Raw genomic sequence first — 13,388 nt, 5'->3', positions numbered from 1 at the left:
CCCGCACGAAGAGGATCCCGTGGCCTTCTCGAAGGAGCTCGTCGAGTGGCTGAAGGACCCTGAGCCCGACCGCTGAGGCGCGGGGGAACACACGTGCATCGAACGGCCTTTGCCCCGCGCATAAGCCAATTGAGTGGCGCTCGGGCGATTACCGACCATGAGGCACGGGCACACGTCGGGGTATGGGCTGGACGCACGACTACAGTGACGCAGCACGCAACCGCCGCTCGGCTTCGGGGACTTCAGGGTCTTCGGGGCTGAACCCGTATCCGGGAGGCGGCCCACAGGGCCAAGGTCACCGGTCCCCCCAAGCTGCTATCGGGATTCCCCGTATCCTGCGCCGCCGCGCCCGCTGGGTGTCGGCCCGGCTGCGGCATACGGCGCGGGCCTGAGATCCAGGGCCTGACCCACAGGTCAGGCCCCGACGCCGACGATCACAGCGCACACCCCTGGCTGTCCACCTGCTGGTTGGCGGTCCGGCCCGCGCTGATGTCGTCGCGGATCTCGTCCACCGTGAGGGCGTAGCCGGTGTCCGGGCTGTCCAGGGACTTGGCGAAGATCACGCCATAGACCTTGCCCTCGGGGGTGAGCAGCGGGCCGCCGGAGTTGCCCTGCCGCACGTTCGCGTACAGCGAGTAGACATCGCGGCGGACATTGCCGCGGTGGTAGATGTCGGGACCGCTGGCATTGATGCGTGCGCGGATACGGGCGGAGCGGACGTCATAGCCGCCGTTCTCCGGGAAGCCGGCCACGATCGCGCCGTCGCCGGTGCCCGCGTCGCGGTCGGTGAACTGGAGCGGGCGGGCTTTCAGATCCGGTACGTCGAGCACGGCGATGTCGCGCTTCCAGTCGTAGAGCACGACGGTGGCGTCATAGCGCTTGCCCTCGCCGCCGATCTGCACGGTGGGCTCCTCGACGCCGCCCACGACATGCGCATTGGTCATGACGCGGCGGTCGGCGAAGACGAAGCCGCTGCCTTCGAGCACCTTGCTGCAGCTGCTCGCGGTGCCGAGCACCTTGACGATGGAGCCCTTGGCCTCGGCCGCGACCCTGCTGCCCGCCAGCTTGGGGTCGGGCGGGCTGACCTCGGTGATCGGCTCGTTGGCGAACGGGCTGAAGACCTGCGGGAACCCGTTCTGCGCAAGCACCGAGCGGAAGTTGGTGAACCAGGTGTCGGCCTGGCCCGGCAGGGCGCGGTCGATCCCGTTGAGCACCTTGGAGTTGCGGACCTCCTTGCCGACCGTCGGCATGGTCGTGCCCGCGAGCAGCGAGCCGATCAGCCAGGAGACGAGGAGCAGCGCGAGCACGTTCACCAGGGCGCCGCCCGTGGCGTCCAGGGCTCTCGCGGGTGACCAGGTGATGTGGCGGCGCAGCTTGTTGCCCAGGTGCGTGGTGAAGGCCTGGCCGACCGAGGCGCAGACGATGACGACCACGACCCAGACGACGACGGCCGTGGTGCCCGCCTGCTCCTCGGTGAACTGCTTCCAGATCACCGGCAGTACATAGAGCGCGACAAGGCCGCCGCCCAGGAAGCCGAGCACCGAGAGGATGCCGACGACGAAGCCCTGGCGGTAGCCCACGATCGCGAACCACACGGCGGCGACCAGGAGCAGGATGTCAAGGACGTTCACCGGATCACGCCTCGCCTCGCGTCACAGTCGCCACTCCTCGGAGGTCGGGAGCCCGGGGTAACCGGGCCGAGCACAAGTGCCAAGCCTGTCATGCGCGCCAGTCGAGAGGGACCTGCTTTGTGCGGTCCCAAGGTCGCTCCCAACCCGCGTAGTGCAGAATCCGGTCGATCAAACCGGCCGTAAAACCCCAGACCAGAGCCTCCCCGACCAGAAAAGCGGGTCCTTGGTGGCCGCGCGGATGGACCGCGGTGACCCGGTGCTCGGCCGCCGTGAGATGTGCCACGGGAACCGTGAACACCCGGGCCGTCTCGGCCGGATCCACCACGCCCACCGGGGTCGGCTCACGCCACCACGCGAGGACAGGGGTGACGACGAAGCCGCTCACCGGGATGTAGAGCTTCGGCAGCACCCCGAAGATCTGGACGCCCGCGGGGTCGAGTCCGGTTTCCTCCTCGGCCTCCCGCAGCGCGGCGTGCAGCGGCCCGACACCTGCCGGGTCGCCGTCCTCGGGGTCGAGGGCGCCGCCAGGGAACGAGGGCTGGCCCGCATGCGATCTCAGCGAGCTCGCGCGCTCCATGAGCAGCAGCTCGGGCCCCTGGTCACCCTCGCCGAACAGGATCAGGACCGCCGACTGGCGCCCCGCACCGCTCTCGGGCGGCAGGAACCGGCTCAGCTGTCTGGGCTCGACGGTCTCCACGGCCTTGACCACCGGGTCGAGCCACTCGGGCAGACCTTCGGCGGAGACCGTCACGTCCCAGGCGGGTGCCTGCTTGCGTGCGTGCGTCATGCCTCACCACCCCCGTACGGACCCCTCAACGGCCGGACCGCACCCGATCGTTCCCCTGTCACACAGCTCCCATCGGCGGCGCGGCCTGGCCCGGATAGTCCGGCGGCGGCTTCAGGCGCTGGCCCGGGAAGCCGCCCTTCTCGTACTTGAGCAGCTTCTTCGCCCTCGAAGGATCGATCTCGCCTTCCCCGTACGAAGGACAAAGCGAGGCGATCGGGCAGGCGCCGCAGGCGGGCTTGCGGGCGTGGCAGATGCGGCGGCCGTGGAAGATGATCCGGTGCGACAGCATCGTCCAGTCGCTCTTCGGGAAGATCTCGCAGATCAGCGCCTCGACCTTCTCGGGGTCCTCCTCGTCGGTCCACTTCCAGCGGCGCACGAGGCGGCCGAAGTGGGTGTCGACGGTGATGCCCGGGACGCCGAAGGCATTGCCGAGGACGACATTGGCCGTCTTGCGGCCGACGCCCGGCAGCTTGACCAGGTCCTTGAGGGTGCCCGGCACCTCGCCGCCGTGTTCGTCGCGCAGGGCCTTGGCCAGGCCCATGATCGACTTGGTCTTGGCGCGGAAGAAGCCGGTGGGGCGGATCAGCTCCTCGACCTCCTCGGGGTTGGCCGCGGCCAGGTCCTCGGGGGTCGGGTACTTGGCGAACAGGCCCGGGGTCGTCTGATTGACCCGAAGGTCCGTGGTCTGCGCCGAAAGCACCGTGGCGACCAGGAGCTGGAAGGGGTTCTCGAAGTCCAGCTCGGGATGGGCATACGGATAGACCTCGGCGAGCGCGCGGTTGATCTTGCGCGCCTGACGCACCAGGCCGGTCCGGGTCTGCGGCGGCTTGGCTTTCCCCATCTGTCGATGTTGCAGCACCGGAGGGCCCGAAGCGCCCGGCTCCTTGTCGCTTTTCGCCATGCCAAGAGCCTACGGGGAGGTGCTGACAGCGGGTGGGTGGTTGGGCGGGCTGTCCGGTCCTGCGGTGCGCCGCGTATCTCTGTAAATGAGAATGTTCGAGCGGTCCATGGGTGATCGAGGAGCGGTCCACAGCCGACCGGTCGGCGAAAGGGGCGCGGTGCAGGCGGAACAAGCGGTGCAGGCGGAACGAGCGGTGCAGGCGGAACAAGAGGCGTCCACTGCCGCCGGCATGCGTCCGGAAGAGGCCGACCCGGACGCCCGCTGGCTGACGCTCGTCATGCATCTGACGTTCTACGTGCTGCATCTGACGGCCCTGATCCGGTTCATCCAGCGCCACCCGTCCTCGGTCAACACCACGCTGGTCATCGTCCTGGCCGCTCTTCTCGCCGGGATCTACGCGGCGGGCGTCGGCCGCGACACCTACGCGCCGACGGACCCGTCGATGCGGCGGCCGCAGGCCCTGCGGGTGGTGTGGCTGGCCGCGGTGGTCCTGGTGTGGGCGGTGCTCGTGGAGCTCGCGCCGAGCTTCGCGTGGGTGGCCGTGCCGCTGATCTACGCGGCGCTGCGGATCCTGCCGCCGGTCGCGGCGTGCGTGCTCGTCGGGGTGCTCACGGTCTTCGTGACCATCGCGCAGCTGCGGCTCGCGCCCCGGTTCGATCTGGATCTGGTGGTCGGTCCCGCGGCGGTCGCCGGGTTCGCCACCGCGGTGTTCCTGCACATGAAGCGGCTGGCCGCCCGGCAGCGGCGGCTGATCGACGATCTGATCCGTACGCGCCGTGAACTCGCCGCCACCGAACGCAGGGCCGGCACGCTCGCCGAGCGCCAGCGCCTGTCGATGGAGATCCACGACACCCTCGCGCAGGGGCTTTCCAGCCAGCAGATGCTGCTCCAGGCCGCGGAGCGGACCTGGGACAGGGATCCGGCCAAGGCGCACGGCCATGTCCGCTCGGCCACGAAGATCGTCGAGCACAACCTCGCCGAGGCCCGCCGCTTCGTGCACGACCTGGCCCCCGCCGACCTGGCGGTGTCCGGCGGACTGCCGCAGGCGCTGCGGACGTTGGCCGGGCGCGAGAGCGACGAGCGGCTGCGGGTGCTCGTGCACGCCGAGGAGCCCGGCGGGCCCGAACTGCCCGAGCGGGTGCAGTCGACCCTGCTGCGGATCGCCCAGGGCGCGCTCGCGAACGTACGGGAACACGCGCGTGCCACGACCGCCGTGCTGACCCTCACCACGCTGGACGACCGCGCGGTGCTCGATGTCGCCGACGACGGGCGGGGCTTCGATCCGGCCACGCTGCCCGAGACGCCCCAGGGCTCGCGCGGGCACGGGCTGCCGGCGATCCGGGCGCGGGTACGGCAGCTGGGCGGGACGCTCGCCGTGGAGTCGGCGCCCGGGGAGGGCACGGTCCTGACGGCGACGATTCCGCTGGTGGGTGGGCAGGCGTCGGATTGAGCGCCTCCACCTCCCCCTTTTTGTCCCTTATGACCCTTTTCCAGCAATGCTGGTGATCCGTTCTCGCGCCGTTCGCCCACAGCAGAATCGGTTCGGGCAACCATGGCTCCGTACACCCTTGGCCAGCGCTCTCACCGGCCTGTTGGAGTCCCGGAGCAGTACACGAGGACCACCCTGAACATGGCCGGATCTCACCCAACCGCCCCCGATTGGGTCCCCTGTCGCACAGGACACCTCTTCGGTACGGCAAACTTGTTGTGACTGATCACACTGTTTGCTACGTCCGGCAATATGGGCACCACAGCCCACTGAGCCGGTCGACATAGGAGAGAACTCGTGGACGACGTTCTGCGGCGCGCCCCGCTCTTCGCGGCGCTCGATGACGAGCAGGCGGCGGAGCTGCGCGCCTCCATGAGTGAGGTGACCCTCGCGCGCGGCGACGCGCTCTTCCACGAGGGCGACCCGGGTGACCGCCTCTACGTGGTCACCGAGGGCAAGGTGAAGCTGCACCGCACCTCCCCCGACGGCCGCGAGAACATGCTCGCCGTGCTCGGCCCCGGTGAGCTCATCGGTGAGCTCTCGCTGTTCGACCCGGGCCCGCGTACCGCCACTGCTTCGGCGCTGACCGAGGTCAAGCTGCTCGGCCTCGGCCACGGCGACCTCCAGCCCTGGCTGAACGCCCGCCCCGAGGTGGCCGCCGCGCTCCTGCGCGCCGTCGCCCGGCGCCTGCGCAAGACCAACGACCAGATGTCCGACCTGGTCTTCTCCGACGTGCCGGGCCGTGTGGCCCGTGCGCTCCTCGACCTGTCGCGCCGCTTCGGTGTGCAGTCCGAAGAGGGCATCCACGTCGTGCACGACCTCACGCAGGAGGAGCTGGCCCAACTGGTGGGCGCCTCGCGCGAGACCGTGAACAAGGCGCTTGCCGACTTCGCGGGCCGTGGCTGGCTGCGTCTGGAGGCGCGTGCCGTGATCCTGCTCGACGTCGAGCGTCTGGCGAAGCGTTCGCGCTGAGGTTCTTCGGTTGTACGTGGACAGGGTCTGCCCTTGTGGGCGGGCCCTGTTTCCGTTGGTGGGGGCCGGGTCGGTGCGTCTCGCTCCTGCTTGCGGGCCGGGTGCGCCTGCGGCGGGCTTTCTCCCCGACCCGCCCCTTCCCGAAACCGGGGGCCCGCCCCCGGACCCCCGCATCCGAACTTCGTTCGGATCTGCTCAAGCGCAGCAGGGGCTGAATGGTCAGATCAACCCGTGCTCGCGCAGGTACTCCAGCTGTGCCCTGACCGACAGTTCCGCCGCCGGCCACAGTGAGCGGTCCACGTCCGCGTAGACCGTGGCGACGACCTCGGCGGCGGTCACGTGGCCGTTCTCCACGGCCGTTTCGACCTGGGCCAGGCGGTGGGCTCGGTGGGCGAGGTAGAACTCGACCGCGCCCTGGGCGTCTTCAAGGACCGGGCCGTGGCCGGGCAGAACCGTGTGCACGCCGTCGTCCACCGTCAGGGAGCGCAGCCTCCGCAGCGAGTCCAGGTAGTCGCCGAGCCGGCCGTCCGGGTGCGCGACCACCGTGGTACCGCGGCCGAGGATCGTGTCGCCGGTCAGCACCGCCTGGTCGGCGGGGAGGTGGAAGCAGAGCGAGTCGGCGGTGTGGCCCGGGGTGGGGACGACCCGGATCTCCAGGCCGCCGACCTCCACGACCTGCCCGGCCGACAGCCCCTCGTCGCCGAGCCTCAGCGACGGATCGAGCGCCCGTACGTGCGTGTCCGTGAGGTCCGAGAAGCGCGAGGCGCCCTCCGCGTGATCCGGGTGGCCGTGCGTGAGCAGGGTGAGCGCGATGCGCTTGCCCGCCTTCTCGGCGGTCGCGATGACCTGCTGGAGATGTCCCTCGTCCAGCGGCCCGGGGTCCACGACGACCGCGAGCGGCGAGTCCGGCTCCGACAGGATCCAGGTGTTCGTGCCGTCCAGGGTCATCGCGTTCGCGTTCGGCGCGAGGACGTTGACGGCGCGGGCGGTCGCGGGCCCCGAGAGGACCCCGCCGCGGGGCTGGCCCGGCAGGGCGGCTGCGTCGGTCATGCGCCCGGGCCGTTCTCGTGGAGCTTCAGCGCAATGTGCTTGGTGAACTCGTCATGCCCCGGCCAGAAGAGCACCAACTGGTCCTTCTCCAGGCGCGCCTGGGCCAGTACGGGCGTCAGATCCCGCTTGGCCGAGGAGGCCAGCGCGTCCGCCGCCCCCGCGTACGGCTCAAGCTGCCGCAGCGTCGTGATCGTCGGCGGCATCATCGTCAGCTCGCCCCGGTCGTAGCCCGCCGCCGCCGCGGCCGGCCGGATCCACACCGTACGGTCGGCCTCGGTGGAGGCATTGCGCGTGCGCTGGCCCTCCGGCAGCGCGGCCACGAAGAACCACGTGTCGTACCGGCGCTGCTCGAACTCCGGGGTGATCCAGCGCGCCCAGACGCCGAGCAGATCGGAGCGCAGCACGAGGCCGCGGCGCGCGAGGAACTCGGCGAAGGACAGCTCGCGCTCCACGAGCGCGGCCCGGTCCGCCTCCCAGTCGTCGCCCGAGACATCGCCGACGACCGAGTCCGCCGTGGGTCCGGCGAGCAGGACGCCCGCCTCCTCGAAGGTCTCCCGTACGGCCGCGCACACGATCGCCTGCGCCTCGGCCTCGGCGACGCCGAGGCGCTCGGCCCAGCTGGTGAGGGAGGGGCCCGCCCAGTCGACGTGCCGGTCGTCGTCGCGCGGATCGACCGAGCCGCCCGGATACGCGTACGCACCGCCGGCGAACGCCATGGAGGTCCGCCGCCGCAGCATGTAGACATCCGTGCCCTGCGCGCCGTCGCGGAGCAGCAGGACGGTGGCGGCCCGGCGCGGGGTCGTGGGCGTGAGTTCGCCGTTCGCGAGCGCCCTGATCCGGTCGGGCCATTCCGGCGGGTACCACTGGCCATTGGACATGGGCGGAGGCTATCCGCTCGCGCGTGGATGTTCGAGAGGCAATCGATCTCGTACGGGGCCGGACAGTCCCCTCCCGCCCGGGGGCCGAAGCCCTTTCCAGGCTATCGGCGCCCACTGACAACGCCCCGCGAACGCCGAGGTCCGGGCCGCGAACGCCGAGGCCCGACCACCAACGCCAAGGTCCCGACCACCAACGCCAAGGTCCCGACCGCCAACGCCGAGGCCCGACCACCAACGCCAAGGTCCCGACCACCAACGACCGGGACCCAAGGCACATGCCAGGCGTGGAGCTCAGTCCTGCACAAGCTCCACGATGAACTCGACCTCGACGGGAGCGTCCAGCGGAAGCACCGCCACGCCCACCGCGCTGCGGGCGTGCACGCCCTTGTCGCCGAAGACCTCGCCGAGCAGCTCGCTCGCGCCGTTGAGCACGGCGGGCTGGCCGGTGAAGTCCGTGGCGGAGGCGACGAAACCGGTCACCTTCACGATCCGCGCGACGCGGTCGAGGTCGCCGGCGATCGACTTGACCGCGGCGAGCGCGTTGAGCGCGCACGTACGGGCCAGGTCCTTGGCCTCCTCGGGCGTCACCTCGGCGCCGACCTTGCCGGTCGTCGGGAGCTTGCCGTCCACCATCGGGAGCTGGCCCGCGGTGTAGACGTAGGCGCCGGACTGGACGGCGGGCTGGTAGGCCGCGAGCGGCGCCACGACGCCGGGCAGCTGCAGACCGAGCTCGGCGAGCCTGGCCTCGACGGCTCCGCTCATGCCTGCTTCTCCCGCTTGAGGTAGGCCACGAGCTGCTCGGGGTTGTTCGGCCCGGGCACGACCTGGACGAGCTCCCAGCCGTCCTCGCCCCAGGTGTCCAGAATCTGCTTGGTCGCGTGTACCAGAAGCGGCACAGTGGCGTACTCGTACTTGGTCATGGGGCCGAGCGTAATGCCCCGGCGGAGGCGGCCGGACCAATCGGCCGGGGCCCGGCCGGCCACCGGGTTGCGTGCCGGGTACGGAGCCCGCGGGATTCAACCGCGCCCGACTGGTTACGCTCGAAGGCGTGAGCAGGCTTCAGGTCGTCAGCGGCAAGGGCGGGACCGGTAAGACGACGGTCGCCGCCGCCCTCGCGCTCGCCCTCGCGACCGAGGGCAAACGCACCCTTCTCGTCGAGGTCGAGGGCCGGCAGGGCATCGCCCAGCTCTTCGAGACCGAGGCGCTTCCGTACGAGGAGCGCAAGATCGCGGTCGCCCCCGGCGGAGGCGAGGTGTACGCGCTCGCCATCGACGCCGAGCTGGCGCTGCTCGACTACCTCCAGATGTTCTACCGGCTCGGCGGCGCGGGCCGTGCGCTGCGCAAGCTCGGCGCCATCGACTTCGCCACGACCATCGCGCCCGGCGTACGGGACGTGCTGCTCACGGGCAAGGCCTGTGAGGCGGTACGCCGCAAGGACAAGCGAGGGCGTTACGCGTACGACTACGTGGTGATGGACGCGCCGCCCACCGGGCGCATCACCCGCTTCCTCAACGTGAACGACGAGGTCGCCGGGCTCGCGAAGATCGGGCCGATACACAATCAGGCGCAGGCCGTGATGCGGGTGCTCAAGTCCGCCGAGACCTCGGTGCACTTGGTGACCCTGCTCGAGGAGATGCCGGTCCAGGAGACCCTCGACGGGGTGGCCGAACTGCGCGCGGCCGGGCTTCCGGTGGGCCGGATCCTGGTGAACATGGTGCGCCCGACGCTGCTCGACGGCCCCGTGCCCCGCGACATCAAGAAGTCGGCCATCGCCAAGGAGCTGTCCCGGGCCGGTCTCGGCGGCGCGCGCAAGGGCGGGCTCGCCGAGCAACTGGTGGAGCCGCTGCTCGCGCAGGCCGACGAGTACGCCGAGCGCATCGCCCTGGAAGAGGAGCAGCGCGCCGAACTGGCCGGACTCGGCCTTCCCGTACAGGAGTTGGAGTTCCTCAGCGACGGCATCGATCTGGCCGGGCTCTACCGCCTGGCCGGGGCGCTGCGCCGGCAGGGAGTCTAGGGAGTCTCATGACGCTGGATGTGCCCCCCACGCTCGCCGTGGATCCGCTGCTCGACGACCCGAGGACCCGCATCATCGTGTGCTGCGGCGCGGGCGGCGTGGGCAAGACCACGACCGCGGCGGCCCTCGGCGTGCGGGCGGCCGAACGCGGCCGCAAGGTGGTCGTCCTGACCATCGACCCGGCCCGGCGGCTTGCCCAGTCGATGGGCATCGACTCGCTGGACAACACCCCGCGGCGGGTCAAGGACATCGAGGGCGAGGGCGAACTGCACGCCATGATGCTCGACATGAAGCGGACCTTCGACGAGATCGTCGAGGCGCACGCGGATGCCGAGCGGGCCAGGGCGATTCTGGAGAACCCCTTCTACCAGTCGCTCTCGGCCGGATTCGCCGGTACGCAGGAGTACATGGCGATGGAGAAGCTGGGGCAGCTCCGCGCGCGGGACGAGTGGGATCTGATCGTCGTCGACACTCCCCCGTCGCGCTCGGCCCTGGATTTCCTGGACGCTCCGAGCCGGCTCGGGTCCTTCCTGGACGGGAAGTTCATCCGGGTGCTCATGGCTCCGGCGAAGGTCGGCGGGCGGGCCGGGATGAAGTTCCTGAACGTCGGGATGTCGATGATGACCGGCACGCTCGGCAAGCTGCTCGGCGGTCCGTTCCTCAAGGACGTGCAGACGTTCGTGGCCGCGATGGACACGATGTTCGGCGGGTTCCGTACGCGGGCGGATGCCACGTACCGGCTGCTTCAGGCGCCGGGGACGGCCTTCCTGGTGGTGGCCGCGCCCGAGCGGGACGCGCTGCGCGAGGCCGCGTACTTCGTGGAGCGGCTCGCGGCGGACCGTATGCCGCTCGCCGGTCTCGTCCTCAACCGGGTGCACGGCAGCGGTGCCGCGCGGCTCTCGGCGGAGCGGGCGCTCGCCGCGGCGGAGGCTCTCGGCGCCGAACTCCCTGTCGAGAGCGACGACTTGGGCCCCGTAGAAAATCATGAAGCGGACGGCATTGTGGATCAGGAGGGCGGGAAGGAAGAGGTGCGTACCCCTCCCGAACCCCACGATTCTCCTGAAACCCCGGCAACGGAAGCCCCGGTGACGGACACTCCTGTCACGGAATCTCCTGTCACGGAAACCCCGGTGACGGAACTCACCGCGGGACTGCTGCGGTTGCACGCCGAACGGATGCGACTGCTCTCCCGCGAACAGCGCACGCGTGACCGCTTCACGGCCCTGCACCCGGAGGTGGCAGTGGCCGAAGTGGCCGCGCTGCCCGGCGATGTACATGACCTCGCGGGGCTTCGCGACATCGGCGACCGGCTCGCGTCCGGCGGTCGGCCGGGCTGAGCCGTAAAACAGGGACAGTTGCCGTACGGGGACTAGCCCACTGCGGCGTAGCTCTCGTACGTCTCGCTGTCCTCGGCGTCCACGGGCAACAGGCCCGTGCTGCGCTCATATTCACTGCGGGCCGTCTCGAGCAGCCGGCGCCATGAGGTGACCGTGGGCCGCCTGCGCAGCAATGCGCGGCGCTCCCGCTCGGTCATTCCACCCCAGACACCGAACTCGACACGGTTGTCCAGGGCGTCTGCCAGGCACTCCGTACGCACCGGACACCCGGTGCACACCGCCTTGGCCCTGTTCTGTGCCGCACCTTGTACGAACAGTTCATCCGGATCAGTAGTGCGGCAGGCTGCCTGCGCACTCCAGTCAACTACCCAGCCCATGCCGGCGCCGTCCTCTCCCGAATCGAGGCTCCCCCACGGCGGCAGCGGCATATTCACCGCCGCCAGTTGAGGACGTTACGGAAGGTGGGCACAGCGCAACACCCCCTTCGGGCCCAATCTTGAATGGCCCGAACGGACTATGCGTAAGCGGCAGATCACCCGACGGAGTGAGCTGCGGACATGCGTGACCTACCCGACAGATCGGGGCAGTTCAGCTGGGTCACAACGGGCGCCGGATGACGCATGAGGCGGAAACGGACAGAGCTCCGGCGGCTTCGGGGGGTGTCGGAGTCTTGATACGGGACCGCACTGCTGTGACAGTTGTGAGCAGCTTAGGCCAACGCCTATACGCCTGTCCGGCGAATCGGAACGTTGGCCCGCGCCCTGCTGCGTCCTGGGGCGGCCGGTTTTCGTCCGGCCGCCCGCGGTCTGCTGCGGTCAGTGCAGGAAGCCCTCGCCGAGGTGCCGGTGGCTCAGGCGGAGGGTGTCGAGCGTCCAGTACTTGGAGCCCGTGGCGGTCGTGCCCGTGGTCGACCCCTTCAGGAGGTGGACCAGGCCCCAGCGGTCCTCGCCGCCCAGCTGCTCGTTGGTGGAGACGAACAGGTCCGCGCGGCCGTCCCGCGTGTAGTCCGCGAGCCGCACGTTGAGACCGAAGTGGTCGTCCTTCTCCGCCGCACCCGTGACGCCCGAGCTGTCCTGGTGGAACGCGACGGCCCCGGTGCCGCTCAGACCGCCCGCGCGGCCGCGCAGGACGGTGACCGTACCGGCGTACGTCTTGGTGCCGAGCGCCTCGCCCGGGGCGGCGATCGCGAGGTCCGCGTAGCCGTCGCCGTTGACGTCGCCGGCCGTGAGGTTCGCGCCGAAGTGGTCGTTGTTCTCGGACCCGCCCGGGACGCCGGCGGAGTCCTGGGTGAATTTCACCGGCGTACGGGCCGTGTTGATGCCGGCGGAGCCGCCGTAATGGACGATGACCGAGCCGCGCCCGCTGTCGGTGTTCTCCAGGCCGCGGCCCACGGCCAGGTCGCCGTAGCCGTCCTTGTCGAAGTCGGCGAGGGCCAGCGAGGAGCCGCCGACCTGGCCGCCCATGTCGTCCGGGATCCGCAGCGAGCCGGCGCTCTGCGCGAAGCCGCTGCCGCCGCGGTGCAGAAACGCGCGGACGGAATTCGACTCGCTGACGTGCAGATCGCGCCCGAGCACATAGAGGTCGGTGGCGCCGCTGCCGTCGGCGTTGCCCGCGGCGAGCTCCTCGCCGGAGAGATAGCCGTACGACCCACCGAGCGACGAGACGCCCTGCGACTTGCCGTCCCGGGTGAACGGCCCCTTGAACAGGGCCACCCCGGCCTGGCTGTTGCTCAGCGCGGCCAGGTCCTTGTCACCGTCGCCGTCGAAGTCGCCGGCCTCGATGTCGATGCCGGCCTGGTCGCCGCTCGTGGCGCTGTTGCCGTACGGGGAGTGGAAGACGGTCCCGGAGCCGAGACCGGCGGAGCCGCCCCAGACGACGGTGAGCCCGCCGCGGTCCTGCACCGTGCCGACGTCCTCGCCCGGCGAGGAGACCACGAGGTCCCCGTACCCGTCCTTGTCGAGGTCGGCGGCCACGGTCGCGGTGGCCCACTGGTCCCCCGCCTCGGTGCCGCCGGGGATGCCCGGCGAGTTCTGCGTGATCAGCTGCACGCGCGTGCCGGGACCGGAGGACGTCCCGTACACCACGGTGACCTGCGGATTCTCACCGTGGCCGCCACTGGTGACGACGAGATCCCGGTATCCGTCACCGTTGAAGTCGTCGGCCGCCCTGACGGTCGCGGCGGCAGCGGTGGGGACATGGGTGAGCGAAAGGGCCGCGGTGGCGGCCACGACGGCCGCGGCCGCCATCGCCGTACGAGTGGATCGCACGAAGCTCCCTGTTTCCTGTGCGCAAGGCATGAATGGAAGGCATGAGTTGACTGAAACTGCGC

Annotated in this window: 14 protein-coding genes; 5 read left to right on the top strand and 9 right to left on the bottom strand. The window is 70.4% G+C overall.

Annotated features, from left to right (window positions below; genetic code table 11):
- The first annotated feature begins 182 nt into the window (after nucleotides 1-182).
- A complete protein-coding gene (locus H9Y04_RS46795) occupies nucleotides 183-392 on the top strand; it encodes a hypothetical protein (protein WP_236070975.1) in 210 nt (69 codons plus the stop codon).
- A 42-nt stretch (nucleotides 393-434) separates the two neighbouring features.
- Here the strand turns inward: H9Y04_RS46795 and H9Y04_RS19045 are convergent, their stop codons facing one another.
- From H9Y04_RS19045 to nth, 3 genes are all read right to left on the bottom strand, one after another.
- Complete coding sequence (locus tag H9Y04_RS19045; RefSeq protein WP_187815062.1) at nucleotides 435-1,631, bottom strand: MarP family serine protease; 1,197 nt, start codon at nucleotides 1,629-1,631, stop codon at nucleotides 435-437.
- An 88-nt stretch (nucleotides 1,632-1,719) separates the two neighbouring features.
- Nucleotides 1,720-2,418: an NUDIX hydrolase gene (locus H9Y04_RS19040; RefSeq protein WP_187815061.1), complete on the bottom strand. Its 699-nt coding sequence runs from the start codon at nucleotides 2,416-2,418 to the stop codon at nucleotides 1,720-1,722.
- A 58-nt stretch (nucleotides 2,419-2,476) separates the two neighbouring features.
- A complete protein-coding gene (gene nth / locus H9Y04_RS19035; protein WP_236070973.1) occupies nucleotides 2,477-3,259 on the bottom strand; it encodes an endonuclease III in 783 nt (260 codons plus the stop codon).
- A 289-nt stretch (nucleotides 3,260-3,548) separates the two neighbouring features.
- Here nth and H9Y04_RS19030 point away from each other — a divergent pair, with 289 nt between their 5' ends.
- Together H9Y04_RS19030 and H9Y04_RS19025 are read left to right on the top strand one after the other, a co-directional pair.
- A complete protein-coding gene (locus H9Y04_RS19030) occupies nucleotides 3,549-4,769 on the top strand; it encodes a sensor histidine kinase (RefSeq protein ID WP_187815059.1) in 1,221 nt (406 codons plus the stop codon).
- Between the two features lie 336 nt (nucleotides 4,770-5,105).
- Nucleotides 5,106-5,780 carry a Crp/Fnr family transcriptional regulator gene (locus H9Y04_RS19025; RefSeq protein ID WP_016642758.1) on the top strand — a complete coding sequence of 225 codons (675 nt, stop codon included), beginning with the start codon at nucleotides 5,106-5,108 and terminating at the stop codon, nucleotides 5,778-5,780.
- 219 nt (nucleotides 5,781-5,999) lie between these two features.
- Here H9Y04_RS19025 and H9Y04_RS19020 read toward each other — a convergent pair whose 3' ends face one another.
- From H9Y04_RS19020 to sp36, 4 genes are all read right to left on the bottom strand, one after another.
- The gene (locus tag H9Y04_RS19020) at nucleotides 6,000-6,830 is read right to left on the bottom strand and encodes an MBL fold metallo-hydrolase (protein WP_187815058.1); all 831 of its coding nucleotides are present in this window, start codon (nucleotides 6,828-6,830) and stop codon (nucleotides 6,000-6,002) included.
- A complete protein-coding gene (locus H9Y04_RS19015) occupies nucleotides 6,827-7,708 on the bottom strand; it encodes an NUDIX hydrolase (protein WP_187815057.1) in 882 nt (293 codons plus the stop codon). Before H9Y04_RS19015 ends, H9Y04_RS19020 begins: the two co-directional genes overlap by 4 nt.
- A gap of 291 nt (nucleotides 7,709-7,999) precedes the next feature.
- Entirely contained in the window at nucleotides 8,000-8,470 is a 471-nt protein-coding gene (locus tag H9Y04_RS19010; RefSeq protein WP_187815056.1) for a RidA family protein, read from the bottom strand.
- Nucleotides 8,467-8,628 carry a Sp36 family protein gene (gene sp36 / locus H9Y04_RS19005; protein WP_018386146.1) on the bottom strand — a complete coding sequence of 54 codons (162 nt, stop codon included), beginning with the start codon at nucleotides 8,626-8,628 and terminating at the stop codon, nucleotides 8,467-8,469. The genes H9Y04_RS19010 and sp36 overlap by 4 nt, the downstream gene beginning before the upstream one ends.
- 128 nt (nucleotides 8,629-8,756) lie before the next feature.
- Here sp36 and bagA point away from each other — a divergent pair, with 128 nt between their 5' ends.
- Together bagA and bagB are read left to right on the top strand one after the other, a co-directional pair.
- Nucleotides 8,757-9,722, top strand: a complete 966-nt coding sequence (gene bagA, locus H9Y04_RS19000) for an ATPase BagA (protein ID WP_187815055.1) — start codon at nucleotides 8,757-8,759, stop codon at nucleotides 9,720-9,722.
- A gap of 8 nt (nucleotides 9,723-9,730) precedes the next feature.
- Entirely contained in the window at nucleotides 9,731-11,059 is a 1,329-nt protein-coding gene (bagB, locus tag H9Y04_RS18995) for an ATPase BagB (RefSeq protein WP_187815054.1), read from the top strand.
- Nucleotides 11,060-11,091: 32 nt separating this feature from the next.
- Here the strand turns inward: bagB and H9Y04_RS18990 are convergent, their stop codons facing one another.
- Both H9Y04_RS18990 and H9Y04_RS18985 read right to left on the bottom strand, forming a co-directional pair.
- A complete protein-coding gene (locus tag H9Y04_RS18990) occupies nucleotides 11,092-11,436 on the bottom strand; it encodes a WhiB family transcriptional regulator (RefSeq protein ID WP_187815053.1) in 345 nt (114 codons plus the stop codon).
- 438 nt (nucleotides 11,437-11,874) lie between these two features.
- Nucleotides 11,875-13,326, bottom strand: a complete 1,452-nt coding sequence (locus H9Y04_RS18985) for an FG-GAP-like repeat-containing protein (protein ID WP_187815052.1) — start codon at nucleotides 13,324-13,326, stop codon at nucleotides 11,875-11,877.
- Nucleotides 13,327-13,388 lie beyond the last annotated feature (62 nt).

The organism is Streptomyces polyasparticus (genome assembly GCF_014493765.1).
In the GTDB taxonomy this organism is placed as follows: Bacteria; Actinomycetota; Actinomycetes; order Streptomycetales; family Streptomycetaceae; genus Streptomyces; species Streptomyces polyasparticus.
This window is presented reverse-complemented; position numbering and strand designations above follow the sequence as displayed.